A 26,396-nucleotide genomic window follows, 5' to 3' on the forward strand; every position below is an offset into this window, starting at 1 on the left:
CATATTTGTATGTTAATAAGAGGTTATAGAGCACGGGGCGCGGCGACAACCCAAAAGCGAAATATCAGAATGTGCTGAAACAACACCTTATCGTTGCTAAGGTGAACAATTGGCGGCAAAATAGCCGCCATAACTCGCTCAGTTTGCGCTTCCCGCCCTGGCAGTTCCTTTTTTCTTCTTCACTATCAGTACTATAAATATGAAAACGACATTACCACCTGCGGCACGCTTGGGCCGCCAGGCGCTTTTATTCCCTCTTTGTCTGGTGCTGTTCGAATTTGCCACCTATATCGCCAACGATATGATCCAGCCCGGTATGCTGGCGGTGGTGGCAGAGTTCAACGCCGGCGAAGAGTGGGTGCCGACATCCATGACCGCCTATCTGGCCGGTGGCATTTTCTTGCAATGGCTGCTCGGCCCGCTGTCGGACCGACGTGGCCGCCGCCCGGTGATGCTGGCCGGCGTAGCGTTCTTTATCGTCGCCTGTCTGGCCATTTTGCTGGTGACCAACATCGAGCAGTTTATCTTTATGCGTTTCCTGCAGGGTATTGGCCTGTGCTTTATCGGCGCGGTCGGCTACGCCACGATACAGGAATCCTTCGAGGAATCGGTGTGCATAAAAATCACTGCGCTGATGGCCAACGTGGCGCTGATCGCCCCGCTGCTCGGGCCGTTGGCCGGGGCTGCGCTGATCCACGTCGCGCCATGGCAGAGCATGTTCGTGCTGTTTGCGGCGCTGGCGGCGATTGCCTTTTACGGCTTGTGGAAAGCGATGCCGGAAACCGCCTCGCTACAGGGCGATAAATTCTCGGCCGCCAACCTGTGGCGCGACTATCGCCAGGTGCTGGCCAACCGCCGCTTTGTCTGCGGGGCGCTGGCCATCGGTTTCGCCAGCCTGCCGCTGCTGGCCTGGATTGCCCAGTCGCCGGTGATCCTGATCAGCGGCGAATCGCTGTCGACGCTGGATTACGGCCTGTTGCAGATCCCGGTGTTCGGCGCGCTGATCCTCGGCAACCTGACGCTGGCGCGCCTGACCGGCAAAAACAGCGTAGAACGCCTGATCAAGCTGGGCGCGGTACCTATGATGCTGGGGCTGCTGGTCGCGGCGCTGGCTACGCTGTTCTCCAGCCACGCCTATCTGTGGATGACCGCCGGGCTGAGCCTGTACGCCTTCGGTATCGGGCTGGCCAACGCCGGGCTGTACCGCCTGACGCTGTTCTCAAGCGCCGTCAGCAAAGGGACGGTCTCCGCCACCATGGGTATGTTGAGCATGCTGGTGTTTACCGTCGGTATCGAGCTGGCGAAAGTGGCCTATGTCTGGGGCGGCAGCGGGTTGTTCAACCTGTTTAACCTGATCAGCGGCCTGTGCTGGCTGGCGCTGGTGGCGCTGTTCCTCGGCAAACGCCGCAGCGGCGACGCAACGCCCACGCCTAACGAAGCGCTGTAACGACAAACGGGGCTAACGCCCCGCTTTTTTCTAGCGTATTACCATCAACCGCCAAACAGCCCGCCATCGCGCAGCAGATGTTGATTGCCTTTGCGACGGGTAAAGCCGCTGCGATCGAAAAATTCCAGCACCTGGATCGCCAGCTTGCGGCCGACGCCGAGCCTGTCGCGGAAATCCGCGGCGTTGGTGCTGCCCTGCGTGGCATCCAGCTCCCGGATAAGCGCAGCGAACTGTTCGATACGCCGGCTGAGATAGTAACGGTCCACCACCACCGCAGTGATGTGGCCCAACTGCGCCGCTTTACGCAGCGTCGCCCGCACGGGGGCCTCTTCCTCACCCAATTCGGCGGCCAAATCGCGCACCCACCAGGCTTCGTCACCGAACAGCGGCTCAATACGAGCCCACAGAATCTGTTCTTCAGCGCTGAACGCCAGGCCATGCTCCGGCAAGTGCAGCCAGCCGCGCGTATTGCGCACGCTGCCGGCGGCCAGCAGCCGATCGATCATCATAAATACCGGCGCTTCAGGCAACAAAGGCAACGCCATGCGCCGCAGGCGCGCTCGTCCCAACCCAAGCTGATCGGCATGTTGGCGGTGGTAATCTTCCAGCACCTGCAGCAGGCGTTGTTCGCTCTGCTGCACGTTATCCTGCGCCAGCGCCAACTCACCGGCGATCAACAGCTCATGACCCGCCAACAGCTCCGACAGCCCGCTTTCGGTCAGTTGCCGCGCCCAGGCGAACATCGCCAGATCCAGCGGCCCGTTGGGCAAGTGCAGCGCCAGCGCCTGGCGATCGTCGCCGGCCTGCGCCAATGCCGCCAACCAGGCAAGGTAGTCCGGCTGGCGTTTACCGCGTTTCGGCGTCGTCAAACTCAGCACCCGTGCGCCGCCCAGGGTCTGGCGCGCGCCGATATCGCGCAGCACCAGCCGATCGTTGTCCGCCAGCCACAGCGGGCGATCGAGGATCAGTTCCGCCAGGTGTTCATTCAATAACGCAATGCGTCCGGTGATATGGCTGGCGGCATGATGCAGATGCAGCGGTTGCCAATGCTTTATCGGCTGGTCGGCATCCAGCGCGACCAGAATGCGTTCTGCCGCCTGCAACGGCTTTTTCGCCAACAACCAGTCACCGCGAGCCACCTGCTCTTTGCCGACGTCACCGCTGATATTCAGCGCAATGCGCTGTCCGGCCTGCGCCCGTTCAACCTGTTGATTCTGCGCATGCAGGCCACGCACCCGCACCGGGGCGTCCGCACCGGTCAGCCATAACATATCCCCTACCGCCACCTGCCCACCCAGCGCGGTGCCGGTCACCACCAGACCCGCCCCTTTCACGCTGAAGGCGCGGTCTACCGCCAGCCGGAAACGGCGCGTCAACGCATGCTCATCAGGCCGTAACGCCAGTAAATGCGCACGCAGCGCGTCAATCCCCCGATCCCGCACCGCGGCGGTGACAAACTGCGGCGCATCGGGCCAGCCCTGCCGCGCCAGTTCATCGCTAACCTGCCACCGCACCTCGTCAACCCGCGCTTCGTCCACCCGATCGGCCTTGGTCAATGCCACCGTCAACGCCGGACGCCCGCTCAGCCGCAGGATCGCCAGGTGCTCACGGGTTTGCGCCATCACGCCGTCGTCGCAGGCCACCACCAGCAGCGCATGATCGATACCGCCGATGCCCGCCAGCATATTGGCGAGGAATTTTTCATGGCCGGGCACGTCGATAAATCCCAGCACCCGGCCGTCGGGCTGCGGCCAGTAGGCATAACCCAGATCTATGGTCATGCCACGGCGCTTTTCTTCCGGCAGGCGATCGGCGTTGATCCCGGAGATCGCCTGCAACAGGGTGGTTTTGCCATGATCGACATGGCCGGCGGTGGCGATAATCATGCGTTTAACGCCTCAATCAGCGCCTGTTCCTGCTCCAGACAGCGCAGATCCAGCCACAGCCGGCCGTCGTTAATTCGGCCAATCACCGGCTGCGGCAAGCGGCGCCAGCGTTCTGCCAGCGCTTCCAGCGTCGCCCCACGGCCGTCGAGCGGCGTAAAGGTCAATGCGTAGCTGGGTAACCTGTCCACCGGCAGCGAGCCGCTGCCAATTTGCGACCAGCACGGCTCGGCGCGCAGCTGGAAGCTTTCGCCAAACAGCGGTTCCAACGCGTGCGACAAGCGTTCGGCTGCGGCCTGCATCGCCTGCTGCGGGCGGGTCAGCAGCCGCAGCGTCGGCAGTTGCTCCACCAACAACTCAGGCTGTTGATAGAGGCGCAGCGTGGCTTCCAGCGCCGCCAGCGTCAGCTTGCCGACACGCAACGCACGTTTAAGCGGATGCTGCTGCAACCGGGCGATCAGCGCCTTTTTGCCGACGATAATCCCGGCCTGCGGGCCACCCAGCAGCTTGTCGCCGGAGAAAGTCACCAGATCCACCCCGGCGGCCAGCAACCGCTGCGGCATCGGCTCGGCCGGCAGGCCGTACTGCGCCATATCGATCAACGAACCGCTGCCCAGATCGGTGACGGTCGGCACGCCGTATTCGGCGCCGAGCTGCGCCAGTTCGGCTTCATCCACCGCAGCGGTAAAGCCCTGAATGCTGTAGTTGCTGGTATGCACCTTCATCAGCAACCCGGTCTGTTCGTTGATGGCGTTGCGGTAATCTTTCAGGTGGGTGCGATTAGTGGTGCCGACCTCAATCAGCCGGCAGCCCGCCTGGCGCATCACGTCGGGGATGCGAAATGCGCCGCCGATTTCCACCAGCTCACCGCGCGACACCACCACTTCCTTGCCGGGCGCTAGCGCCGCCAGCATCAGCAACACGGCCGCCGCATTGTTATTGACGATGCAGGCATCTTCCGCGCCGGTCAGACGGCACAGTAAATCCGCCACGGCGCGATCGCGATGCCCGCGCCCGGCGCCGTCCAGATCGTATTCCAGCGTCACCGCCGCCCCCATCGAATGCCTCACCGCCTCGATAGCCGGTTGTGCCAACAGGGCGCGGCCAAGGTTGGTGTGCAGCACGGTGCCGCTCAAATTGAAGACCGGCGTCAGCGCCGATCGCTGCCGTTGCGCCAATCCGGCGCAGAGCGCCTGCGACCAGTCGCTGCACCAATCGGGCAGCCGTTGCTGCTGCTTTATCGTCTCACGCGCCTGCAACTGCAGTTCGCGCAGCAGGTCGCCAATCAGCGTCTGACCATGCTGGGCCACCAGCGGTTCGATAGCGGGATCGCGCAGCAGGCGGTCAATGGCGGGTAACTGGCTGTAAAGACGGTGGGATTCAGTGCTCATGGTCGCTCGGTTTTTTTGTGTGATGATGTCGGCATAAACAAAACCCCCGCCAAAGCGGGGTGAGGGAATTCAGGGGGGTGAAGTACGGGCAAAACTTTCGCGGGCAAACAGCCGCTCGGCCAGTTTGATCAACGCAGGCCGTTCGACGCACCAGTTGGGCATGATGCGGCGGAAATTGAGGTAACCCAGCGCACAACCGGTAGCGATGTCCGCCAACGTCAGCTCGGCGGCGTTCAGCAGCGTCTTCTCCTGCGCCAGCTTCTCCAGCGCGTCCAGCCCGTGCGTCAGCTTGTCGCGCTGGCGCAGTATCCAGTTTTCATCCTGTTTTTCCGGTGCGCGCTTGCTCTCGCGAAACAGCGTAGCGGCGGCTTCGGTTACGCCGTCGGCCAGCGCTTCCACCTGGCGAATACGCAGCGCAGCCGCGCGATCGGCGGGCAAAAATGCCGGGGCGGCGGGAAGCAGTTCGAGGTATTCGGCAATCACCCGCGAGTCGTAATACACCGCGCCGTCATCGGCCACCAGCACCGGCACCTTGGCAAGCGGATTCAGCTCCACCACCCGGCTACCCGGTTCATAGGGCGGATCGTTAACGAACTCGAACGCTATCCCCTTTTCCAGCAGCATCACGGAAATCTTGCGTACAAAAGGGCTGGTATAGCTGCCTATCAGCTTCATTCGTCTTCCCCCCGAGCTGTCGAAACACAGCGTTGTTATTTCACCACCAGCGTGTCGATAACCCGCTGAACCAGCGCCTGGTGCGCCTCGGGCGTTTTGGCCGGTGACAGCATTTGCAACGTCACCACCCTTTTATTCAATACCGTCAGCACAAAGGTGGAAATCACCTTTTGCCCATTGACGCTTTGTTCGGTATCCAGCCGATGGAACTTCTGCTTACCGACGATGAAATTCTCTTCTTTGGTCGTCTTGATATTCTGATAGCGATCGGCCAGCTCGGTGATGATGCTTTGCGTCAGATCTTTCAGCATTTTATCGCTGGTATTGAGCTTCATGTCGTCGGGCGGGACCACTTCAGAAGAGACGGTGCTCTGACGTGTCTTGCCGTCGAGGAAACGCTGAATGGTGGATTTGCTGTCGTTGATAATGCCGCTGTTCTGGGTCTGATCGCTAAACCCCGCCGGCAGTAAAAAGGTCACGTTGCCCCTTTGCAGCGACACCTTCAGCCCCACAGGCTCGCTTTCCACCGGCGGTGGCGGTGGCGCAATGGGCTGCGTCACGATCGGCTTGGGGTCCGGCTTAGGTACTGCCGGTTTGGTGTCTTCCTTGTTGTCACAGGCCGACAGCCCGATCGCCAGAACGGCGACCGCCGTGAGTTTCGCAATGGTCTTCAACATCGTCCGTCCCTTTTCTTTCGCGTTGCGCGTCATTGCGTAAACGTAGCAACTCGCCCCTGCGAATGCCAGATGCGCAGTCTGAAATTAATCATCTGACCTCTCGTAAGGGGCAAATACCGGCGTTTTGCGATTTACTCCCCCGGGAACAGGAACGGGTTGATGCTGCTGCGGGCAAAACCTTCATCTTCCAGCTTGGCGTCGAGCACCAGCGAGGCCAGATCGTCGGCTACCGCCTCAACCTGCGGGTCCTTTTCCTGATATAAAATCTTCAGGTAAGTACCGCAGTCGCCACAGCTTTCCGCTTTCACCGCCGCCAGCTCGCTGTCCAGCGACCAGTAATTCAGATCGCGGGTTTGCTCGCAGTTGCTGCATTTTATCCGCACCACGTGCCACTCGCTTTCGCACAGGTTGCAGTGCAGATAGCGCAGGCCGCTGACGGTGCCGATATGCACCACGCTGGAGACCGGAATGCTGCCGCACACCGGGCAGAACTGACGGTGTTCGCCATATTCCGCACGCGCCTTGCCGGGGATCAGGCTTGCCATCTGCGTCCAGTAAAGCGACAGCGCCGCCCAGATGAACGGCGCTTTCTCGCTGCCGATCTTGCCGAACTCGCGGTTGAGCAAGGCGTCGGCCATCAGCTCCAGCTCATGCGCCGATGCCTTTTCCAGGTTATCCAGCACCGCCAGAATGTGTTCCGGCGCCTGTGGACGCAGCTCGGCGATCAACGAGCCCAGCAGCCGGTGCCAATGCTCGCTGCGCGGATAGACGCTCAAATCCAGCGGCGGCTTGCCGCTGGCCGCGCCCTTCAGCAGCGCTTCGGTCAGATCCAACTGCAACGGGTTGTCGTGCAGCGCATGGTGCTGCGCCTCGGCCAGTTGGGCGGCGAAGTTCAGGTAGTCGCCCAGCGGGTTGTCCGTCGCCAGCTTGCGCAGGCGTTCGGCGCGGCGGCTGTAGAGGCTTTTCAAATTGGCGAAAAGTAACGGCGGAATTGTCTCCGCCGTTGTGGACTTCTCGCGCTGTGCCCCTAACTGCTCTTTAGGAACGATGCGGATGCTCATCAGGGTTTGTCTTCCTGTCGTTTCTCGCGGACCTCTCGGTACCAGCGTGGATGATGTTTTTTAGCCCAGGCCGCAGGCACCCAGCCTTCGACCATCGCGGTGATGGTGCCTTTTACCCACAGCGCGGCGTAAATGTGCACCATAATCACGATGATCAGGCCGACCGCCGCCAGCGAATGCACCAGCAGCGCGATGCGGATCAGCGGTATCGGGAACGACGGCGCAAAGTACGGCCGCCAGATCACCACACCGCTGGCCAACAGCAGTACCAGGCTGATGATAGCTGCCCAGAATACGCACTTCTGACCGAAATTATAACGCCCGGTGTCGCCCACTTCCTCGTTCATGGCGATTTTGTGGATGTTTTTGGCCCAGACGATGTCTTCCCGGTTGATCAGATTATGCTTCCAGTAGCGCAGGAACATCAGCAGGAAGGCCGCAAACATGATCACCCCGACAAAGGGGTGCAGGATGCGCGCCAGCTGTGGCGTACCGAAAATGTTCATCAGCCAGTTGAAGGAGGGGAAAAAGAACCCCAACCCACTGATGGCGGCGAACACGAAACAGAACGCCACAATCCAGTGGTTAATCCGCTCCGGCGCGCTGTAGCGCTGAATCCGCTTTTCCTTCTTCATTTGCGCGTCTCCTCATCGTGCAGCTCGTCGTCGTCTTCCTCTTCGACGCGGTTTGGCCCGACGCCGACATAGTGGAACACGCTGGCTGCAAAGGTGGCGGCAAAGCCGATGGCCGCCAGGGGTTTCCACACGCCCTTCCAGAACGTGATCGCCGGGCTGATGGTCGGATTATCCGGCAAACCGTGATACAGCTGCGGTTTGTCGGCGTGGTGCAGCACGTACATCACATGGGTGCCGCCCACACCCGCCGGATCGTACAGACCGGCGTTCTGATAACCGCGGGTGTTCAGCTCGCCGACACGCTCGGCCGCAATCTGCTTCATCGCGTCCTTGGTGCCGAAGTGGATGGCGCCGGTCGGGCAGGTCTTCACGCAAGCCGGTTCCTGGCCGACATCAACGCGGTCGACGCACAGGGTGCATTTGTACACCCGGTTGTCGTCCTTGTTCATGCGCGGCACGTCGAACGGGCAGCCGGCGATGCAGTAACCACAGCCGATGCAGTGCTCGGACTGGAAGTCGACGATACCGTTGGCGTACTGAATGATTGCGCCTTCCGACGGGCAGGCCTTCAGGCAGCCCGGGTCGGCACAGTGCATGCAGCCATCCTTGCGGATCAACCATTCCAGCTTGCCGTTTTCCTCCACTTCGGAGAAGCGCATCACCGTCCAGGATTTGGCGGTCAGGTCGGCAGGGTTATCGTACACCCCGACGTTGCTGCCGATTTCATCGCGGATGTCGTTCCATTCGGAACAAGCCACCTGACAGGCCTTGCAGCCGATACAGGTGGTGACATCGATAAGTTTGGCCACTTCTTCCTGATGGTCACGGGCGCGCGGGGCCGGCGTGAAACCATTGGTGGCGGATTTACGAATGATGTCCTGAGATTGCATTGCCATAATTCGTCTCCGTTACACCTTTTCCACGTTAACCAGGAACGCCTTGAACTCCGGCGTTTGCGTGTTGGCATCGCCGACAAACGGCGTCAGCGTGTTGGCGATAAAGCCTTTCTTCGCCACCCCTTCGTAACCCCAGTGGATCGGGATGCCGATGGTGTCGACGTCCTGGCCGTTCACCTGCAATGTGCGGATACGCTTGGTCACCACCGCCTTGGCCTTGATATAGCCGCGGTTGGAGCTGACTTTCACCGTATCGCCGTGCTTGATGCCTTTTTTCTCCGCCAGCTTCTCGCCGATCTCCACAAACTGCTCCGGCTGCGCGATGGCATTGAGCTCCGCGTGCTTGGTCCAATAGTGGAAGTGCTCGGTCAGACGATAGGTGGTGCCGACATACGGGAACTTGTCGGATTTGCCCATCGCCGCCAGATCGTCCTTGAACACGCGCGCCGCCGGGTTGGAGACCACGTTCGGGTGCAGCGGGTTGGTGCCGAGCGGCGTTTCGAACGGCTCGTAGTGCTCAGGGAACGGCCCTTCCGCCATTTTGTCGGTGGCGAACAAGCGGCCCATGCCTTCCGGCTGCATGATAAACGGCCCGACGTCGCTGCCCGGTGCGGCGGCGCTGTAGTCCGGGATATCCACCCCGCCCCACTTGGCGCCGTCCCACTCCAGCAACTGACGTTTCGGATCCCAGGGTTTACCCTGCGGGTCGGCCGAAGCGCGGTTATACAAAATGCGGCGGTTGAGCGGCCAGGCCCAGGCCCAACCCAGCGTGTTGCCGAGACCGGACGGATCGGCGTTATCGCGCCGCGCCATCTGGTTGCCGGCCGGCGTCCAGCTGCCGGCGAAAATCCAACAGCCGCTGGCGGTGGTGCCGTCGTCGCGCAGGTGAGCGAAGGTGCTGAGCTGTTCGCCCTTTTTCGCCAGCACTTTGCCGTCGGCGTCGAGAATGTCCGCCAGCGCCTTGCCGTTGCTTTCCATCGCCACTTCTTCCGAAGCCGGGTTTTCCGGCGTCAGGTAATCCCAGGTCATGTTCAGCACCTGTTCAGGCACCGCACCGCCTTCACGCGCGTACATCTCACGCAGGCGGATGAAAATGCCCGCTAGGATTTCCCCGTCGTTCATCGCCTCACCCGGTGCGTCCGCGCCTTTCCAATGCCACTGCAGCCAGCGGCCGGAGTTGACGATCGAGCCGTTTTCTTCGGCAAAGCAGCTGGACGGCAGGCGGAACACCTCGGTCTGAATCTTCGACGGATCGACGTCGTTGAACTCACCGTGGTTCTGCCAGAAGTTGGACGTTTCGGTGTTGAGCGGATCTATGGTCACCAGGAACTTCAGCTTCGACAGCGAGGCCACGACCTTGTTTTTGTTCGGGAACGACGCGACCGGGTTAAAGCCCTGGCAGAAATAGCCGTTGACCTTCCCTTGCGACATCATCTCGAAGTACTGCAGTACGTCGTAGCCTTTGTCCCACTTCGGCAACCAGTCAAAACCCCAGCCGTTGTCTTTCTGCGCCTTGTCGCCGTAGAAGCTCTTCATCATGCTGACGAAGAATTTCGGGTAGTTGCTCCAGTAGTTCACCTGGCCCGGCAGCAGCGCCTTCGGCGTGTTGGCCTTCAGGTAGGTGTCGATATCCGGCTGTTTATCCGAAGGTAGCGTCATATAGCCCGGCAGGCTCTGCGACAGCAGGCCCAGATCGGTCAGGCCCTGGATATTGGAGTGGCCGCGCAGCGCGTTGACGCCGCCGCCCGCCATGCCCATGTTGCCGAGCAGCAGCTGGATCATCGCCATGGTGCGGATGTTCTGCGCGCCGACCGAGTGTTGGGTCCAACCCAGAGCGTACAGGAACGACGCGGTTTTATCCGCCACGCAGGTTTCGGCGATGTATTCGCAGACCTTGATGAAATCCTCGGTCGGCGTGCCGCAGATATTGTTCACCACCTCCGGCGTATAGCGGCTGACGTGCTGTTTGAGCATGTTCCACACGCAACGCGGATCCTGCAGCGTCAGATCACGCTTGGCGAAGCCGTTTTCATCGAGTTGATAATTCCAGGTGGTTTTGTCGTATTTGCGATTTTCGGCGTCGTAGCCGCTGAACAGACCGTCTTCGAAGGTAAAGTCTTCCCGCACCAGCAGGCTGGCGTTGGTGTAGGCCTCGACGTATTCGCGGTTGATTTTGTTGTTGGTGATCAGGTACAGCAACACGCCCGACAGGAAGGCGATGTCGGTCCCGGGACGGATCGGCGTGTAGAAATCCGCCACCGATGCGGTACGGGTAAAGCGCGGATCGATCACGATCAGCTTGGCTTTATTGTGAATTTTGGCTTCCATCGCCCAGCGGAACCCCACCGGATGCGCTTCTGCCGCATTACCGCCCATGACGATAATCAAATTCGCGTTCTTGATATCAACCCAGTGGTTGGTCATCGCACCGCGACCAAATGTTGGAGCAAGACTTGCTACCGTTGGTCCGTGTCAGACACGCGCCTGGTTATCTACGGCAAGCATGCCGAGAGCGCGACTAAATTTTTGGGTTAAATATCCGGTTTCGTTACTGGAAGCGGAGGCACACAGCATGCCGGTGCTCAGCCAGCGGTTGACGGTAACGCCCTGTTCGTTGGTTTTTACGAAGTTGGCGTCGCGATCTTCCTTCATCAGTTTGGCGATGCGGGTAAAGGCATCGTCCCAGGTAATGCGCTGCCATTTATCTGAACCTGGCGCACGATACTCCGGGAACTGGAGACGGCTTGCACTGTGGATGAAGTCGACCAGCCCCGCGCCTTTCGGGCAAAGCGCGCCGCGGTTTACCGGGTGATCCGGGTCCCCTTCAATGTGGAATATGCTTTCTTTGGCGTTTTTGGCGCCATCACCAAGGCTGTACATCAACAGCCCACAGCCGACGGAACAATACGTACAGGTATTACGGGTTTCACGGGCGCGCAGCAGTTTGTACTGCCGGGTCTCCGCTAACGCCACTTCCGGGGCAAAGCCCAGTGCGGCTACCGTCGTTCCTGCCATACCGCCAGCGCAGATCTTAAAGAACTGCCTTCTGCTGACCTGCATGGGGATCTCCTTTCACTCTCGATTGTCACATTGTTTCAAATGGCGCTTTCCCCCTCGAAGCGGGAAGCGCTAAAATTGATCTTGTTTTTACGCGGCAATATTACCACAGCGTATATGTGGTTGTTACAAACAGGTGCCAGTTAAGTGAACACTATAAACCCAGAGCAGCACATAAATGAGACCCCGCTCACAGGGGTGACCCAGGCCCGGGTTTATCAGCGCGGGCAACTCGCCACCGCACAACCGGACTGGCTGGCGGAAGAAGTGCCGGTCGCCCTGGTCTATAACGGCATCTCTCACGTAGTGATGATGTGCACGCCAAAAGATCTGGAGGCATTCGCCCTCGGCTTTTCGCTGTCCGAAGGCATTATCGAGTCACCGCGCGATATCTACAGTATAGAGATTAACCAAACCTGTAACGGGCTGGAGGTGCAAATAGAGCTCTCCAGCCGCCGATTTGCCGGTTTGAAGGAGCGCCGCCGCGCCATGGCGGGCCGTACCGGCTGCGGCGTGTGCGGCATCGAACAGTTGGCGGACATCTTCCGCCCGTTGCCTGCGCTGCCGTTCACCCAACGCTTTTCTCTCGCCAACCTCGATCATGCGCTGGGGCAGCTCAAGCAGGTGCAGAGCGTCGGGCAGCTCACCGGCTGCACCCACGCCGCCAGCTGGATTTCGCCGCAAGGTGAACTGCTGGGTGGCTGCGAAGACGTCGGCCGCCACGTAGCGCTCGACAAGCTGCTCGGCGTGCGCGCCAAGCAAGATTGGCAACAGGGCGCGATCCTGGTCTCCAGCCGCGCCAGCTATGAAATGGTGCAAAAATCCGCGATGTGCGGCGTCGAGATCCTGTTCGTGGTTTCTGCGGCCACCTCGTTGGCGGTGGAAATCGCCGAGCGCAGCAACCTGACGCTGGTCGGCTTCAGCAAACCCGGCCGCGCTACGGTGTTTACTCACCCGCAGCGCATTGTGGATTGATTTAATCCCTTACACTAAGTAGGGCATTGATAATCATTTTCAAGATCATTTAATTAACTATAATGATCCGACTGCTTACGCGGTGCTAGCACCTTGCGCCGCCCATACACCACTGGAGATGATGATTATGAGTTATTCACTGCCATCCCTGCCGTACGCCTACGACGCACTGGAACCGCATTTCGACAAGCAGACGATGGAAATCCATCACACCAAACACCACCAGACTTACGTCAACAACGCGAACACCGTGCTGGAAGCGTACCCTGAGCTGGCTTCGCTGAGCGTTGAAGCGCTGATCCAGGATCTGGATAAAGTGCCTGCCGACAAGCGCACTTTCATGCGTAACAACGCCGGCGGCCACGCTAACCACAGCCTGTTCTGGAAAGGCCTGAAAATCGGCACCACGCTGGGTGGCGATCTGAAAGCCGCTATCGAGCGCGATTTCGGCAGCGTTGAGAAATTCCAGGAAGAGTTCGAGAAAGCCGCAGCGACCCGCTTCGGTTCAGGTTGGGCCTGGCTGGTGCTGAAAGGCGACAAACTGGCCGTGGTGTCTACCGCTAACCAGGACAGCCCGCTGATGGGCGAAGCCGTTGCCGGCGCTTCAGGCTTCCCAATCATTGGCCTGGACGTGTGGGAACACGCTTACTACCTGAAATATCAGAACAAACGCCCAGACTACATCAAGGCATTCTGGAACGTGGTTAACTGGGACGAAGCGGCAGCACGCTTCGCTGCGAAGAAGTAATTCGCCCCCAGCATTGATGATGCCCGCGTGAAGCGGGCATTTTTTTGCCCAAAATCCGCTAAAGTTTGACCGCCCTTTGCCGATGGTTTGTTCGATCGACGTTCGCCCGCAAAGAAAAAATAATATGGCGGCATTGCAAACATTGGCAGGAAAGTTCGTTCATCTCACCGTGGGTAAAAAGCTCGGTCTCGGGTTTGGCCTGATGCTGCTGCTGACGGCGATCATCGCCGGCACCAAAGGTTCCGGCGGTTAAAGCGGCTGCCGCAACAGCGCAAGACAGCTGGACCACTTTCTGATACTTCCCCCCGCCCGGTTATTTTCGGGCGGGATATTCTGTTCCCGCCGATCAACTCAGGCTATGCTGAACCTCTGACGCAAAGAACGGAGGCGCATATGCATCACCCAGAGGTTTACATCGGCACCATCCAGCCTTATGAAGGCGGGCGGCCGAGCGGCATCGCCAAACGCCAGGTGGACGGCGCCATCAAGCTGACCCCGCTCGGCCTGGAAGGCGACGAGCAGGCGGAAAAAAGCTATCACGGCGGGCCGGACCGCGCACTGTGCCACTATCCGCGCGAACATTACGCTCACTGGCGCGAACAGTTTCCCGCGCAAGCGGAACAGTTCAGCGCGCCGGCCTTCGGCGAGAATATTTCCACTCTGGGGCTGACCGAGCACAACGTGTTTATGGGCGATATCTTCCGCTGGGGCGAAGCCTTGATTCAGGTCACCCAGCCGCGCTCTCCCTGCTTCAAGCTCAATTACCACTTCGAGATCGACGACATCTCGGTGCTGATGCAGCAGAGCGGCCGCTGCGGCTGGCTGTACCGGGTGGTGTCCGTCGGCGCCGTCAGCGGCGATCGTCCACTGGAGCTGGTGACACGCAACAGCGACATCTCTGTGGCCGAAGCCATCGGCATCGCCTGGCATATGCCGTTCGATGAAGAACAGTATCGCCGTCTGCTGGCGGTCGCCGGGCTGTCCGCAAGCTGGAGCAAAACCATGCTGACGCGCATCACTACCGGCCGTATCGAAAACCTTAACCGCCGTCTGTTGGGGCGTTGAAACAGACCCAGGCATACTGTTGTACAACCTCTTTCAGGCAGGAGCAGAAGCTATGACCACCCCATCTCGTTCGATCCACCACACCGCAGCCGTTGGTTATCAGGCCAATGCCGACCGTTACGTGAAAGGGCGACCGGATTATCCGCCGGAGATCGCCACCTGGCTGCATGAGGTTATCGGCCTGCACGCCGGCATGACGGTTGTCGACCTCGGCGCAGGTACCGGCAAATTCACCCCGCGCCTGCTGGAAACCGGAGCGCAGGTGATCGCCGTCGAACCGATAGCGCAGATGCTGGAGAAACTCTCGGCCGCACTGCCGCAGGTGAAAACGCTGGCGGCCACCGCCGAGTCGATCCCGTTGCCGGACGAATCGGTCGACGCCGTGGTCTGCGCGCAGTCCTTCCACTGGTTCGCCACGCCGCAGGCGCTGGCTGAAATTCAGCGCATCCTCAAGCCCGGCGGCAAACTGGGTCTGGTGTGGAACATGCGCGATGCGCGGGTGAGTTGGGTACGCAAGCTGAATCAGATCGTGGATCGACACGAAGGCGACGCGCCGCGTTTCTACACCGGCGATTGGCGCAAACTTTTTCCGGTCAAGGGATTAGAACCTCTGCAGGAACAGGTGTTTATGTTCGGCCATCAGGGCGCAGCAGAAGACGTGATTTACAACAGGGTGCGCTCCACCAGCTTTATCGCCGCTTTGCCGGCGCAACAGCAGGAACAGGTGATCGATCAGATTCGCCAGTTGGTGGCGGAGGAAGGGGAATTGCAGGGCAAGGAAACAGTGACCGTGCCCTATCAAACCAAGGCGTATTTCACGACCAAGCGATGAAAACCGGGCGCCAAAGATGGCGCCCCGGCGATCAGAAGGCTTTTTTGGCGTAGCCGGTGACCACTTTCAGGCCCATCTCACGGCCCAGCGCGGTCATCGGGTGCACCACGATCAGGCCGCGCGCACTTTTCTTCAACGAGCCCATATCCGCCTGCTCTTTCTTGGTGATTTCGCGGCTGAAAGGCAGTTGACTCAGCTTCTGCGCCTCCGCACTCAGCTTCTCGACGCGCACGCCTTTCAGACGTTCGATTTCCGCCGCCAACTTCTCTTTTTCTTTGGTGTGCTGGGCAATCAGCTCGACATTGCCCTGTTGGATCACCGCCGTGTCTTTGTGATTCAGTGCGTCCAGCAGGTCGCTAAGGCGCTTAATTTCTGCCTTTTCTTTCTCTTTCATGGTTTATGGCCTGTTTGTGCCTGTACGGCACGCTAATCAACGATGCCCACATTGTAGCAAAATGCGCACGCAGTTACTCGCCTTGCTCGATTCCCGGCGGCAACCCGCTCATCTCGCAGGCTTTCGCCCCCACGCGCGCCAACGCCTGGGTATAACGTGCATTAAACGGATAGCAGCAAGAGAGCCGCAGCCCGTTGCGGTAGCGACCGCTGGGGGAATACAAGGTGCCCGGCGTCAGGCAGATTTGTTCCTCCAGCAACTGGTGGAACAGCGCCACGCTGTCGACCCCGCCCGGCAGCTCAACCCAGAACACAAAACCGCCCGCCGGCTGCGTCGCCCGCGTGCCGCGCGGGAAATGGCGGGCAATCAAGGCCCGCGCCGCCTCCACCTGAGCGGCATAGCGTTTACGCAGGTTGCGCAAATGGTGATCGTAGCCGCCGGTTTCCAGGAACATCGCCAGCGTCTCCGACAGCAGCTGTGATTCCGCCATCGATGACACCGCCTTCAGCTTGCGCAGCGCGTCGTTGAAGCGCCCGCCGGCGATCCAACCGATGCGGAAATCCGGTGCCAGCGTCTTGGTAAAGCTGGAACAAAACAGCACCCAGCCGTCGCGATCGAAAGATTTCACCGCCGGCGACAGCGCGCCGCCGAACTGAATCTCGGCGTACAGCCCGTCTTCAATCAGCGGTACCCGATGATCGTTCATCAGCTGCGCCAGCCGTTTCTTGGCCGCCAGCGGCATGGTGCAGCCCATCGGATTCTGCACCGTCGGCATGGCGATTACCGCATCCAGCCGCTTCTCATTCAACAACAACTCCAGCGCGTCCAGCGACAGGCCATGCTGCGGATCGGTCGGGATTTCCAGCGCCTTCAGCCCCAGGCTGGCCAGCAGCGGCAGCAGATAAAAATAGGTCGGCGACTCCAGCCCGATACAGTCGCCCGGCTTGGTGGTCACGCGCAGCGCCAGCTGCAGCGCTTCCATGCAGCCGTGGGTCAGAGTGATATCGCCAGGCTCCAGCAGCATGCCCAGCGTCATCGAGCGACGAGCTATCTGCTGGCGCAGCCGCAAACTGCCGGGCGGTAACGCGTACTTGCCGATCAGATCGGGCTGGCGACGCAGCTGCGACGACAGCATCCGCCCCAACTTACCGCCGGGATAAAAATCGGCGGTTTGCGGGCAGGCCAACGACAGATTGGTGAACGCCGGGTTCTGCTGGGCGGCAAACACCCTGTCGATCAGCGCCAGCACGTCATCCGCCGGCGGTTCTATCCGGCTACTGGGCTGCGAGGCGGTTTTCAGCGCCGGCAGCGTGCTGCGCACATAGAAACCGGACTGCGGCCGCGCTTCGATCAGCCCACGGTCTTCCAACGCACGGTAAGCCGCCACCACGGTATTGATGCTGACGCTGTGGGTCTGCGCGCAGCGGCGCACCGAAGGCAAACGGCTGCCGGGCAGCAGCGTGCCGCGGTGAATGGCCTGCGCCAGGGTATCCGCCAGTTGCTGATAACGCGTTTCAGGCATTTCATCGAGCAGGGTCACAGTTTATCTCCAGAGAATGGGTACAGTTTGCATTTTATAAAACTGTACCCGTAACAATAGCGGGTTTCTGGTTCTGTCACCATCCGTCCGCAAGTTTTATGCTGGTTCCTTTGCTACTGTGCCGTTTAAGGAACCCGTTATGCTGGACTCCGCCTTTATCAGTTATGTCACGGTGATGTCGATCACCCCCGGCCCCAACAACCTGCTGCTGGCCTCTTCCGGGGTCAACTTCGGCCTGCGTCGCACCCTGCCGATGGTGTTCGGCATCAGCCTGGGTTGTGGGGTACAGTTGGCCCTGACCACCAGCCTGCTGGCGCTGGTGCTCAGTTGGGCCGGAGCGATACGTTTCCCGCTGGCGGTGATTGGTTGCGCCTATTTACTGTGGCTGTCGTGGAAGCTGTTCCAGGCAACCTCGCCGGATGCCAAACAGCAGGCGCAGCCGATGCGGTTGCTCAACGGCGCGCTGTTCCAGGCGGTCAATCCCAAAGCCTGGTTGATGGCCATTAACATCGCGATCCTGTTCACCCCGCGCGAAGGGACCAGTCTTAGCCACACGCTAATGCTCGTTGCCGGCTTTGTCGCCTTGAATATCCCTTGCGTGCTGGTGTGGGCGGCGCTGGGCGATCGCCTGCGCGATGCGCTGCGCGTCACCTGGAAGCTGCGGCTGTTTAACGCGACGATGGCGGGTTTGATGGCGGTAACGGCGCTGTGGCTGTTGTTCGATGAGTGGCGCGCGGCCTTTGCTTAACCGCGGCCGAGAGGAGAAAGCCGGGACGGCTGTTTGGCGCCGATGCCGGCGATCAGATCGGTAATCGACAGCACCATGGTGGAGCGCACTACCTGCTGGTAACGCTGACGCTGCATGGCGATCAGCGATTCTTCCGCTTCACCCGGCTGCAGAAAAGTCGGCACCGGCGGCAGCGCGGCCACGCAGTGCAGTTCGCCGAACGGGCCGAGGATTTCATCGTCGACAAAACGGTATTCCGTCCCGTCGTGATTGAGCTCTTCGCGCATCGCCATCAGCAGTTCGGCGTCTTCGTATTCGTGACGCGAGATAACGCCCAGCCCGTACATCAGCTTAAGGCGCACCGACAGCTCACCCAAGGGGCCGGCACCGGACAATAGCGGTTCAACGGCATACTTCACCGCATAGTCGTCCTTGCGGAACACCTGCACCACCAGCACGTTGAGCGCTTCCGCCAGCAGCTCTACCGCTGCGATCAGAAAACTGCGCACCGTCTTGCCTGCGTTCAGCTTTTCCAGAACCTGGTTTTCAAATGCCTGTGGCTCGATCATCGTCGCTTTTCGAATGGCCTGGGAGATACCGTCAATGCTGAAGTCGGGGTATAGGGGCGCAGCTTGCCGCGCCCGTGGATTCGTCATACTGAATCTACTTTTGCATGGCGTTATACACAGCAACCGCCTGTTCTACAACCTCACTTTCAACCGGCAGGCCGGAAATTTGCGCCAGAGCCGCTTTTGGCCCCAGTTTGGCCAGCAACGCCACCAACTCTTGCGCCTGCGGATCCTGCTCACTCCGGTAGCTCATGGCGGCGGCGATGCCCTGGATCAGGTTGTCGTGCGGCAGGCCATATTCCAACGTGCCCAGCAGCGGTTTGATCAGGCGGTCACCGGCGCTCAGCTTGCGCAGCGGCTGGCGGCCCACGCGCTCGACATCATCGTGCAGGTACGGGTTTTCAAAGCGGCCGAGGATTTTGTCGATGTAGGCGGCGTGCTTGTCGGCGTCAAAGCCGTAGCGCTTGATCAGCACCGCACCGCTCTCTTCCATCGCGCCTTTCACCACGCGGCGGATAGCCGAGTCGAGGATCGCATCACGGATGGTCAGCAGACCGGCCTGTTGGCCAAGATACGCGGTGATGGCGTGGCCGGTATTGAGCGTAAACAGCTTGCGTTCGACAAACGCCATCAGGTTATCGGTCAGTTCCATGCCGGCGATCGCCGGTGGTTGGCCCTTGAACTGGGTCTGATCGACAATCCACTCGCTGAAGGTTTCTACCGTCACTTCCAGCGGATCGTTGCTGCCCGCTTCCGCCGGCGGCACGATGCGGTCCACCGCCGAATCGACAAAGCCGACATGCTGTTCGACCCACGCCTGCTCATCTTGCGGCAGCGCGTCGAACACGTGCTGTTTTAACTGGCTGGTGCCGCGCACCATGTTTTCGCAGGCGATGATGTTCAGCGGCCGGGTGTTGCCCTGCTGATGGCGCTTGATCAGCCCTTTGGCGACAGTGCCGGCAATTTTAGCCAGGATCTGCGGGCCGACGGCGGTGGTCACGATGTCCGCTTCGGCGATCAGCGCCACCGCCTCTTCGCTGCCGCTGTTAACCGCGCTGACGTTATTCACGCTCTCAACCCGCGCCTGCTCGCCCACGACGTGAACCTGATAGCTTTTGCGGCTGTTCAGCAGGTCCAGTACGCTTTGGTTAACGTCGGCAAAGGTCAGTTCGGCGTGTGCGTCCGCCAGCAGCTTACCGATAAAGCCACGCCCGATATTCCCTGCACCGAAATGTAATGCTTTCATATTCCTACCTTTCCAATGTCGAAGGGTGCAGCAAGCTGCACCCCTTAAAATGATTCTGTTACCCGGCTTTTTTGCCACCCAGCAGATCCAACACTTCCTGCACACTGGTGGTATTCGCCAACCGCTCGATGACGCCTTCGTCATCCAACGCGTTGGTCAGGCTGGTGATCACCTGGATATGTTCGTTGTTGCGGGCGGCGATACCGATAACCAGCCGCGCCACTTCATCCTCTTCATCCCCGAAGCGCACGCCCTGCGGATACTGGCAGAACACCACGCCGGTACGCAGCACCCGATCTTTGGCTTCGATGGTGCCATGCGGCACCGCGATCGACTCGCCCAGATAGGTGGAGGTGAGTTTTTCACGCTCCAGCATCGCCGGGACGTATTCCGGCTCTACGTAGCCGCCTTTAACCAATTGTTCGCCGGCGAAGCGGATCGCCTGCTCCTTGTCGCTGGCCTGCAGGTTAAGGAACACGTTGCTTTCGCTCAGTTTGAACAGGTTTTGCTCGGTCGCTTCAAAGCTGTCGTCAAGCGTGCTGATGACTTTTTGCTGGTTATCGGTGGTTTTGTTGGCCGCCACCAGACGTTCGGTCAGATCGCTGTACAGCTTGCTGTCGAGGAAGTTGGTCAGCGAGATGTGCTGGGCCTGCGGCGCATGACGCATCGCACGCTCGGTCAGATCGCGGTGGGTGATCACCAGATCCACATCGTCCGGCAGGCTGTTGATGGCGCTGTTGGTCACGGAGATGTTTTTCAGCCCGGCGTCCGCCACTTTTTTGCGCAGCACGCCGGCGCCCATGGCGCTGGACCCCATGCCCGCATCGCAGGCGACGATGATTTTACGTACGGTAGTCAGGTCGCCGTCCACCGCAGCGTGCACTGCAGCACCACCTTTAGCCTGAGACTTCATCTCCTGCATGCGGCGGGTCGCTTCTTCCAGATCGTCCTCTTCCTTCACTTTCGAGGTTTTCAGCAAGAAGGCGGAGACCACGAATGATACGGCAAAGGCCGCCGCAACCGCCGCGATATTGGCGAAATAAGCGCCTTTCGGCGTCATCGCCAGCACCGCCAGGATGGAGCCAGGGGAAGCCGGAGAAACCAGGCCGCCGTTCAGCATGGTCAGGGTGAACACGCCGGTCATGCCGCCCAGAATCACCGCCAGCAGCAGGCGTGGATTCATCAGCACGTACGGGAAGTAAATTTCGTGGATACCGCCGAGGAAGTGAATGATCGCCGCACCGCCGGCAGACTGCTTGGCGCTGCCACGGCCAAAGAACATGTAAGCCATCAGCACACCCATGCCCGGGCCTGGGTTGGCTTCAATCAGGAAGAATACTGACTTGCCGGCCTCGGTGGCCTGCTGAATGCCCAACGGCGAGAAGATACCGTGGTTGATGGCGTTGTTCAGGAACAGGATCTTCGCCGGTTCGACGAAGATTGACGCCAGCGGCAGCAGGTTATTCACCACCATCACATGTACGCCGGCCGCCAGCAGCTTGGACAGCACCTCCACCAGCGGCCCGATGCCCAGGAAGGCCAGGATCGCCAGCAGCATACCGATAATGCCGGCGGAGAAGTTGTTCACCAACATCTCGAAGCCGCTTTTGATTTTGCCATCGACCCAGCGGTCAAAATGCTTGATAGCCCAGCCACCCAGCGGGCCGGCAATCATCGCACCGAGGAACATCGGCATGTCTGCACCGACGATCACCCCCATGGTGGTAATGGCGCCGACTACCCCGCCGCGATCGCCCCCCACCAGCCGCCCACCGGTGAAACCGATCAGCAGCGGCAGCAGGTAGGTGATCATCGGGCCAACCAGCTTGGCTAAGGTTTCATTGGGCAGCCAGCCGGTAGGAATGAATAACGCGGTGATGATACCCCAGGCGATAAAAGCGCCAATGTTGGGCATCACCATGTTGCTCAGGAAGCGGCCAAAGTTTTGAACTTTGACTTTGATGTCTGGTGAAAACATAAAACACACCCCTATTGTTACGCGCTGACAATAGAGCGCGTGATTATTGTTGTTACGATCCAGCCGTGTTGGTGCTGTCTGCGAGTGGACTCTATCACGCTGTTTTTACCACGCGAACTTCACGGATTTTTCGTGATCAACATCACACCAAACACCCCATACACCGGGCACTTATAGTGATATTCATCACAATTACTCCGTGTAAAAAAAACACAGCGAGAGCAAAACCCGCGTAAATGCGCAAAAATAGTGATACATGTCACATTTTCAAGATGCGTGTTTGTTTTTAAATTGTGATATTGGTCACAATTTATTTTATCGGTGACTACCGAATCCTGGTTTGAGGAAGACCTTCCCTGTGAGCACTCATCCCGCCGGGAAATAGCGATGTGATGAATGTAAGAAAACTACATGACGAAATACGGTGATTCATTGAAGTGTAGTACAGAAGCGCCGGGGAAGAAGTGAGCAAGTTATTGGAAAGCTGGGGGGATAAATAACAGAAGCCGGCAAGCCGGCCTCTTAAAAACAATTACTGGGTCACGCTCGCAACGGTTTTCTGTGCATTCAGTAAATCCTGCTGCTTGGCCACCAGATTCGACATCATGGTGTTGTACTGCGTTGCCTGCTGCGAAGTACGGAACTGCACGCCGTTATTGTTGAAGCTCACCTGATTGCCCTGGGTACGCAGGAAATCCCCGACCTGCACCAGATCCTGAACGAAACTGGCAGTGGTAGGGATAACCGGCATCAGCGCATTGGCCGGCCCGGTGACAATCTTGTCATACACCTGATTATAAACGGCTTTCAGATCGTCAGGTTGCTTCAGCGCCGCCCGGGAGGTGTCCGCCTGTGACTTGGCCGACTGAATCTGCTGGCCCAGCAGGTTCAGCGCCCCAACGGATTGCTGCAGCGAATCGCGCTTGCTCATGTAATCCTGTGCGGTGCGGATCTGGTTAATCTGATCCAACGCCGGCGTCAGGCTGGCATCCAGCGATTTGGACAACTGCTGTGAAAAACCGACCAGGATGGCGTAATCACCGGCATAGTTGCCGAATTTCTGCTTCTGATCTTCGCTCAGCGTCGGGATTTTCGCGCCGCTGCGCATAACCGTATTCTGTAAGTAATCAACAAACGCCTTGCGTTGTTCCGGCTCTTTATCGCCGCAGGCGGTCAATTGCATGACCACCAACAATGCCAATACCGGGGCCAACCAACGCGCGAAAACTCTGCTCTGGATCCCTACCGCCATGTGACATAACTCCTGTTATAAACCTGCTTTCTCATCGGACTCCGTCCCTTTTGTTGCACTCCTTGCGCCTATAAGAATAGATCAACTGAATGCGATCCGATACGCGATTCACCATTCGGTTGCGATTCTGTGGCGAAAGGCGGCTTGCCCAAGGGCAACAGGCTACTGCACGGGCTCTGGCACATGGTACACTTTTGTATCATTTCTCACCGAGCCAACCTGCGCATGTCATCCTATCAGCCACCGTTGACCATCACCTCACGCATTCTGCATCTGACGACCGATGTAGGCGCTGCGTTGGCTCGCCTAAAGATGCAGGCCGAACACGAGCACAGCCTTCGGCTGCGCCGCATCAACCGGATCCGCACTATTCAGGGCTCACTGGCAATTGAAGGAAATACCCTGAGTGAAGAGCAGATCACCGCCATCATCGCTGGAAAACGCATCATTGCACCGCCACGGGATATTCAGGAAGCCCTCAATGCCATTCGTTGTTATGCAAACCTGAGTCATTGGCGTGCCCATAGGGTGGCGGATTTACTCGCCGCACACCGTATGTTGATGGAAAGCCTGCTGCCAGATGCCGGGCATTATCGTCGCGGTGGCGTCGGAGTCATGAACGGTAAAACGGTCATTCATATGGCGCCGCCGGCAGAGCGGGTATCCCCGTTGATGCATCAGTTGCTGGTCTGGTTGCAAGAGACGGACCTGCCGCCGTTGATCGGCAGTTGCGTGTTTCATTATGAGTTTGAATTTATTCACCCCTTTGCTGATGGCAACGGGCGTATGGGCAGATTGTGGCAAACGTTAATTCTTTCACGCTGGGATCCGCTGTTTGCCAACGTGCCGGTTGAAAGCCTGGTGCATGATAACCAATCCGGGTATTACCAGGCACTCAATACCAGTAACCAACGCACCGACTGCGCGCCCTTTGTTGAGTTTATGCTGGAGATGATTTTGCGGGCGCTGGAGCAAAGTCTTACCCCCCAAGTCACCCCCCAAGTCACCCCCCAAGTCGGCGAGCTGTTAGCGGCGCTAAAGGGAGAGATGTCGCGCGAAGCCATTCAGAGCGCGCTGCAACTGCAGGATCGGAAATCTTTCCGCGAACGTTATCTGCAACCGGCGCTGAACGCAGGATGGATCGAAATGACGCTACCGGATAAGCCCAACAGCCGTCTGCAAAAATACCGGCTCACCGCAGAAGGCGCAGCACAGCGCCGCCCGCAATAGAAAAGGCGCCCGCAGGCGCCTTTTTCACGGCAGAACCGCTTACTGCAATACGGAGATATCCGCCACCTGCAGGAACAGCTCACGCAGCTTGCTCAGCAGCGTCAGGCGATTGACGCGCACGGCGTCATCCTCGGCCATGACCATTACGTTGTCGAAGAACGCATCCACCGGCTCGCGCAGGGCAGCCAGTTGCACCAGCGCATCCTGATAGTCGCCTGCGGCGAACACTGGCTCCAGCTTGTCGCGCAGCACCACCAGGTGGGTCGCCAGTTGGATCTCGGCCGCTTCCTTCAATACCGCTGCGTGAACGCGATCGTTCAGCGTATCGGTGGATTTAGCCAGGATATTGGACACCCGCTTGTTGGCCGCCGCCAGCGCCGCCGCTTCTTCCAGAGTACGGAAGTGGGTCACCGCCTTGACGCGCGCGTCGAAGTCCGCAGGTTTGGTCGGACGACGCGCCAACACCGCCTGAATGGTGTCGACGGCGTGGCCTTCTTCCTGATACCAGGCGCGGAAGCGGCCCAGCATGAATTCGACAACCTCATCGACGACCTTGGCGTTGCTCAGCTTGCTGCCGTACAGGCGCACGGCCTCTTCGGTCAGGGTCTGCAGATCCAGCGGCAGGTTTTTCTCAACGATGATGCGCAGCACGCCCAATGCAGCACGGCGCAGAGCGAACGGATCCTTGTCGCCTTTCGGATGTTGCCCGATGCCGAAGATACCGGCCAGGGTGTCCATTTTGTCGGCGATCGCCAGCGAACAGGCCACCAGCGATTCCGGCAGCGCATCACCGGCAAAGCGCGGCTGATACTGCTCGTTCAGCGCAACGGCAACGTCTTCCGCTTCGCCGTCGTGGCGCGCGTAGTGCATGCCCATCACGCCCTGGGTGTCGGTGAATTCGAACACCATGTTGGTCATCAGATCGCACTTCGACAGCAGGCCCGCGCGGGTAGCGTGGTTAACGTCGGCGCCGATTTGGCCGGCAACCCAGCCCGCCAGCGCCTGGATGCGATCGGTCTTGTCGCGCAGGGTGCCCAGTTGCTGTTGGAACAGCACGGTTTCCAGACGCGGCAGATTGTCTTCCAGGCGTTTTTTGCGGTCGGTGTTGAAGAAGAACTCGGCATCGGCCAGACGCGGGCGCACCACCTTCTCGTTACCGGAGATGATTTGCTGCGGATCTTTGGATTCGATATTCGCCACGAAGATAAAGTTCGGCAGCAGTTTACCCGCGGCGTCATACACCGGGAAATACTTCTGGTCACCCTTCATGGTGTACACCAGCGCTTCCGCCGGCACCGCCAGGAATTTCTCTTCGAATTTGGCGGTCAGCACCACCGGCCATTCCACCAGCGAGGCCACTTCTTCCAGCAGGCTTTCGCTCAGATCGGCCTTGCCGCCAATCTGCTGTGCCGCCAGCTCGGCGTCGCGCTTGATCAGCGCCTTGCGGGCTTCGTAATCGGCAATCACCTTACCGCGCTCCAGCAGGATCTCCGGATATTGGTCGGCGTTGTCGATAGTGAACTCGGCTTCGCCCATAAAACGGTGGCCGCGAAGGGTGCGAGCGGAATCGATACCCAGCACGGTGCCCGGGATCAGTTCATCGCCCAGCAGCAGGGTCACGGTGTGTACCGGACGCACGAACTGCACTTCGGAGTCGCCCCAGCGCATCAGTTTCGGGATCGGCAGTTTGGACAGCGCAGTGCTGACCATGCCCGCCAGCAGCGCTTGCGCGGACTGGCCTTTGACATGGGCGCGATACAGCAACCACTCACCTTTGTCGGTCACCAGGCGCTCGGCCTGATCGACAGTGATGCCGCAGCCACGCGCCCAGCCTTCGGCCGCTTTGCTCGGCTTGCCTTCGGCGTCGAACGCCTGGGCAATCGCCGGGCCGCGCTTTTCGACTTCGCGATCGGCCTGTGCGGCGCTCAGATTGGCCACTTTCAGCGCCAAGCGGCGCGGAGCGGCAAACCAGCTCACTTCGCCGTGCTCGAGGTTGGCGCTATCGAGCTCAGCGGTAAAATTCGCGGCAAAGGATTCTGCCAGTGAACGAAGAGCCTTCGGCGGCAGCTCTTCCGTGCCGATTTCCACCAGGAAAGTCTGTTGAGTCATGGCTGCCTC

General features: G+C 59.5%; 23 protein-coding genes. 8 read left to right on the top strand and 15 right to left on the bottom strand.

Annotated features, from left to right (window positions below):
- Positions 1 to 199: 199 nt before the first annotated feature.
- Positions 200 to 1,447 (top strand): MFS transporter, encoded by a 1,248-nt coding sequence (locus D4100_RS15495; protein ID WP_065505656.1) that lies wholly within the window; start codon positions 200 to 202, stop codon positions 1,445 to 1,447.
- 44 nt (positions 1,448 to 1,491) lie between these two features.
- Here D4100_RS15495 and selB read toward each other — a convergent pair whose 3' ends face one another.
- The 8 genes from selB to fdnG form a co-directional block, all read right to left on the bottom strand.
- Positions 1,492 to 3,333, bottom strand: coding sequence for a selenocysteine-specific translation elongation factor (gene selB / locus D4100_RS15500; protein WP_119804717.1), 1,842 nt, complete (start codon positions 3,331 to 3,333; stop codon positions 1,492 to 1,494).
- A complete protein-coding gene (gene selA / locus D4100_RS15505; RefSeq protein ID WP_119804718.1) occupies positions 3,330 to 4,721 on the bottom strand; it encodes an L-seryl-tRNA(Sec) selenium transferase in 1,392 nt (463 codons plus the stop codon). The genes selB and selA overlap by 4 nt, the downstream gene beginning before the upstream one ends.
- A gap of 69 nt (positions 4,722 to 4,790) precedes the next feature.
- Positions 4,791 to 5,396: a glutathione S-transferase gene (locus D4100_RS15510; protein ID WP_119804719.1), complete on the bottom strand. Its 606-nt coding sequence runs from the start codon at positions 5,394 to 5,396 to the stop codon at positions 4,791 to 4,793.
- A 35-nt stretch (positions 5,397 to 5,431) separates the two neighbouring features.
- Entirely contained in the window at positions 5,432 to 6,073 is a 642-nt protein-coding gene (locus tag D4100_RS15515) for a DcrB/PsbP domain-containing protein (protein WP_119804720.1), read from the bottom strand.
- 131 nt (positions 6,074 to 6,204) lie between these two features.
- Positions 6,205 to 7,134, bottom strand: a complete 930-nt coding sequence (fdhE, locus tag D4100_RS15520; protein ID WP_119804721.1) for a formate dehydrogenase accessory protein FdhE — start codon at positions 7,132 to 7,134, stop codon at positions 6,205 to 6,207.
- Entirely contained in the window at positions 7,134 to 7,769 is a 636-nt protein-coding gene (fdoI, locus tag D4100_RS15525; RefSeq protein WP_006317206.1) for a formate dehydrogenase cytochrome b556 subunit, read from the bottom strand. Before fdoI ends, fdhE begins: the two co-directional genes overlap by 1 nt.
- Positions 7,766 to 8,665 carry a formate dehydrogenase subunit beta gene (gene fdxH / locus D4100_RS15530; protein WP_006317209.1) on the bottom strand — a complete coding sequence of 300 codons (900 nt, stop codon included), beginning with the start codon at positions 8,663 to 8,665 and terminating at the stop codon, positions 7,766 to 7,768. Before fdxH ends, fdoI begins: the two co-directional genes overlap by 4 nt.
- A 12-nt stretch (positions 8,666 to 8,677) precedes the next feature.
- A complete protein-coding gene (gene fdnG, locus D4100_RS15535; RefSeq protein ID WP_119804722.1) occupies positions 8,678 to 11,725 on the bottom strand; it encodes a formate dehydrogenase-N subunit alpha in 3,048 nt (1,015 codons plus the stop codon).
- A gap of 144 nt (positions 11,726 to 11,869) precedes the next feature.
- Here fdnG and fdhD point away from each other — a divergent pair, with 144 nt between their 5' ends.
- The 5 genes from fdhD to D4100_RS15555 all read left to right on the top strand — a co-directional run bounded on the left by fdhD (position 11,870) and on the right by D4100_RS15555 (position 15,342).
- On the top strand, positions 11,870 to 12,697 hold the full coding sequence (gene fdhD, locus D4100_RS15540; protein WP_119804723.1) for a formate dehydrogenase accessory sulfurtransferase FdhD: 828 nt from the start codon (positions 11,870 to 11,872) through the stop codon (positions 12,695 to 12,697).
- A 127-nt stretch (positions 12,698 to 12,824) separates the two neighbouring features.
- A complete protein-coding gene (sodA, locus tag D4100_RS15545; protein ID WP_006317212.1) occupies positions 12,825 to 13,445 on the top strand; it encodes a superoxide dismutase [Mn] in 621 nt (206 codons plus the stop codon).
- Between the two features lie 124 nt (positions 13,446 to 13,569).
- Positions 13,570 to 13,698, top strand: coding sequence for a hypothetical protein (locus tag D4100_RS25980; protein WP_006317213.1), 129 nt, complete (start codon positions 13,570 to 13,572; stop codon positions 13,696 to 13,698).
- Between the two features lie 140 nt (positions 13,699 to 13,838).
- The gene (yiiM, locus tag D4100_RS15550; RefSeq protein ID WP_119804724.1) at positions 13,839 to 14,510 is read left to right on the top strand and encodes a 6-hydroxyaminopurine reductase; all 672 of its coding nucleotides are present in this window, start codon (positions 13,839 to 13,841) and stop codon (positions 14,508 to 14,510) included.
- Between the two features lie 52 nt (positions 14,511 to 14,562).
- Complete coding sequence (locus D4100_RS15555; RefSeq protein ID WP_006321719.1) at positions 14,563 to 15,342, top strand: class I SAM-dependent methyltransferase; 780 nt, start codon at positions 14,563 to 14,565, stop codon at positions 15,340 to 15,342.
- A 31-nt stretch (positions 15,343 to 15,373) separates the two neighbouring features.
- Here D4100_RS15555 and D4100_RS15560 read toward each other — a convergent pair whose 3' ends face one another.
- The gene (locus D4100_RS15560) at positions 15,374 to 15,736 is read right to left on the bottom strand and encodes a YibL family ribosome-associated protein (RefSeq protein ID WP_006321720.1); all 363 of its coding nucleotides are present in this window, start codon (positions 15,734 to 15,736) and stop codon (positions 15,374 to 15,376) included.
- A gap of 73 nt (positions 15,737 to 15,809) precedes the next feature.
- A complete protein-coding gene (locus tag D4100_RS15565; RefSeq protein ID WP_006321721.1) occupies positions 15,810 to 17,276 on the bottom strand; it encodes an aminotransferase-like domain-containing protein in 1,467 nt (488 codons plus the stop codon).
- Positions 17,277 to 17,415: 139 nt separating this feature from the next.
- Here D4100_RS15565 and D4100_RS15570 point away from each other — a divergent pair, with 139 nt between their 5' ends.
- Positions 17,416 to 18,024 carry a LysE family translocator gene (locus D4100_RS15570; protein ID WP_006321722.1) on the top strand — a complete coding sequence of 203 codons (609 nt, stop codon included), beginning with the start codon at positions 17,416 to 17,418 and terminating at the stop codon, positions 18,022 to 18,024.
- On the opposite strand, the gene D4100_RS15575 is transcribed toward D4100_RS15570, so the two are convergent.
- The 4 genes from D4100_RS15575 to D4100_RS15590 form a co-directional block, all read right to left on the bottom strand.
- On the bottom strand, positions 18,021 to 18,572 hold the full coding sequence (locus D4100_RS15575) for an MltR family transcriptional regulator (RefSeq protein WP_006321723.1): 552 nt from the start codon (positions 18,570 to 18,572) through the stop codon (positions 18,021 to 18,023). The two genes, D4100_RS15570 and D4100_RS15575, sit on opposite strands and share 4 nt — an antisense overlap.
- A 94-nt stretch (positions 18,573 to 18,666) precedes the next feature.
- Positions 18,667 to 19,818: a mannitol-1-phosphate 5-dehydrogenase gene (locus D4100_RS15580; RefSeq protein ID WP_119804726.1), complete on the bottom strand. Its 1,152-nt coding sequence runs from the start codon at positions 19,816 to 19,818 to the stop codon at positions 18,667 to 18,669.
- 58 nt (positions 19,819 to 19,876) lie between these two features.
- Positions 19,877 to 21,796, bottom strand: a complete 1,920-nt coding sequence (locus D4100_RS15585) for a PTS mannitol transporter subunit IICBA (protein WP_006321725.1) — start codon at positions 21,794 to 21,796, stop codon at positions 19,877 to 19,879.
- Between the two features lie 532 nt (positions 21,797 to 22,328).
- Positions 22,329 to 23,048 carry a DUF3053 domain-containing protein gene (locus D4100_RS15590; protein WP_004950637.1) on the bottom strand — a complete coding sequence of 240 codons (720 nt, stop codon included), beginning with the start codon at positions 23,046 to 23,048 and terminating at the stop codon, positions 22,329 to 22,331.
- Positions 23,049 to 23,273: 225 nt separating this feature from the next.
- On the opposite strand from D4100_RS15590, the gene D4100_RS15595 reads away from it, so the two are divergent.
- Positions 23,274 to 24,278, top strand: a complete 1,005-nt coding sequence (locus D4100_RS15595) for a Fic family protein (protein ID WP_119804727.1) — start codon at positions 23,274 to 23,276, stop codon at positions 24,276 to 24,278.
- Positions 24,279 to 24,317: 39 nt separating this feature from the next.
- On the opposite strand, the gene glyS is transcribed toward D4100_RS15595, so the two are convergent.
- Positions 24,318 to 26,387 carry a glycine--tRNA ligase subunit beta gene (gene glyS / locus D4100_RS15600; protein WP_119804728.1) on the bottom strand — a complete coding sequence of 690 codons (2,070 nt, stop codon included), beginning with the start codon at positions 26,385 to 26,387 and terminating at the stop codon, positions 24,318 to 24,320.
- Between the last annotated feature and the right edge of the window lie 9 nt (positions 26,388 to 26,396).

The organism is Serratia inhibens, from assembly GCF_003591175.1.
Taxonomy (GTDB): domain Bacteria; phylum Pseudomonadota; class Gammaproteobacteria; order Enterobacterales; family Enterobacteriaceae; genus Serratia; species Serratia inhibens.

Excerpts from the sequence above, each read along its gene's own strand:
- D4100_RS15495 (WP_065505656.1), top strand. The coding sequence starts at position 200 with ATGAAAACGACATTACCACCTGCGGCACGCTTGGGCCGCCAGGCGCTT.
- selB (WP_119804717.1), bottom strand. The coding sequence starts at position 3,333 with ATGATTATCGCCACCGCCGGCCATGTCGATCATGGCAAAACCACCCTG.
- selA (WP_119804718.1), bottom strand. The coding sequence starts at position 4,721 with ATGAGCACTGAATCCCACCGTCTTTACAGCCAGTTACCCGCCATTGAC.
- D4100_RS15510 (WP_119804719.1), bottom strand. The coding sequence starts at position 5,396 with ATGAAGCTGATAGGCAGCTATACCAGCCCTTTTGTACGCAAGATTTCC.
- D4100_RS15515 (WP_119804720.1), bottom strand. The coding sequence starts at position 6,073 with ATGTTGAAGACCATTGCGAAACTCACGGCGGTCGCCGTTCTGGCGATC.
- fdhE (WP_119804721.1), bottom strand. The coding sequence starts at position 7,134 with ATGAGCATCCGCATCGTTCCTAAAGAGCAGTTAGGGGCACAGCGCGAG.
- fdoI (WP_006317206.1), bottom strand. The coding sequence starts at position 7,769 with ATGAAGAAGGAAAAGCGGATTCAGCGCTACAGCGCGCCGGAGCGGATT.
- fdxH (WP_006317209.1), bottom strand. The coding sequence starts at position 8,665 with ATGGCAATGCAATCTCAGGACATCATTCGTAAATCCGCCACCAATGGT.
- sodA (WP_006317212.1), top strand. The coding sequence starts at position 12,825 with ATGAGTTATTCACTGCCATCCCTGCCGTACGCCTACGACGCACTGGAA.
- D4100_RS25980 (WP_006317213.1), top strand. The coding sequence starts at position 13,570 with ATGGCGGCATTGCAAACATTGGCAGGAAAGTTCGTTCATCTCACCGTG.
- yiiM (WP_119804724.1), top strand. The coding sequence starts at position 13,839 with ATGCATCACCCAGAGGTTTACATCGGCACCATCCAGCCTTATGAAGGC.
- D4100_RS15555 (WP_006321719.1), top strand. The coding sequence starts at position 14,563 with ATGACCACCCCATCTCGTTCGATCCACCACACCGCAGCCGTTGGTTAT.
- D4100_RS15560 (WP_006321720.1), bottom strand. The coding sequence starts at position 15,736 with ATGAAAGAGAAAGAAAAGGCAGAAATTAAGCGCCTTAGCGACCTGCTG.
- D4100_RS15570 (WP_006321722.1), top strand. The coding sequence starts at position 17,416 with ATGCTGGACTCCGCCTTTATCAGTTATGTCACGGTGATGTCGATCACC.
- D4100_RS15575 (WP_006321723.1), bottom strand. The coding sequence starts at position 18,572 with ATGATCGAGCCACAGGCATTTGAAAACCAGGTTCTGGAAAAGCTGAAC.
- D4100_RS15580 (WP_119804726.1), bottom strand. The coding sequence starts at position 19,818 with ATGAAAGCATTACATTTCGGTGCAGGGAATATCGGGCGTGGCTTTATC.
- D4100_RS15585 (WP_006321725.1), bottom strand. The coding sequence starts at position 21,796 with ATGTTTTCACCAGACATCAAAGTCAAAGTTCAAAACTTTGGCCGCTTC.
- D4100_RS15590 (WP_004950637.1), bottom strand. The coding sequence starts at position 23,048 with ATGGCGGTAGGGATCCAGAGCAGAGTTTTCGCGCGTTGGTTGGCCCCG.
- D4100_RS15595 (WP_119804727.1), top strand. The coding sequence starts at position 23,274 with ATGTCATCCTATCAGCCACCGTTGACCATCACCTCACGCATTCTGCAT.
- glyS (WP_119804728.1), bottom strand. The coding sequence starts at position 26,387 with ATGACTCAACAGACTTTCCTGGTGGAAATCGGCACGGAAGAGCTGCCG.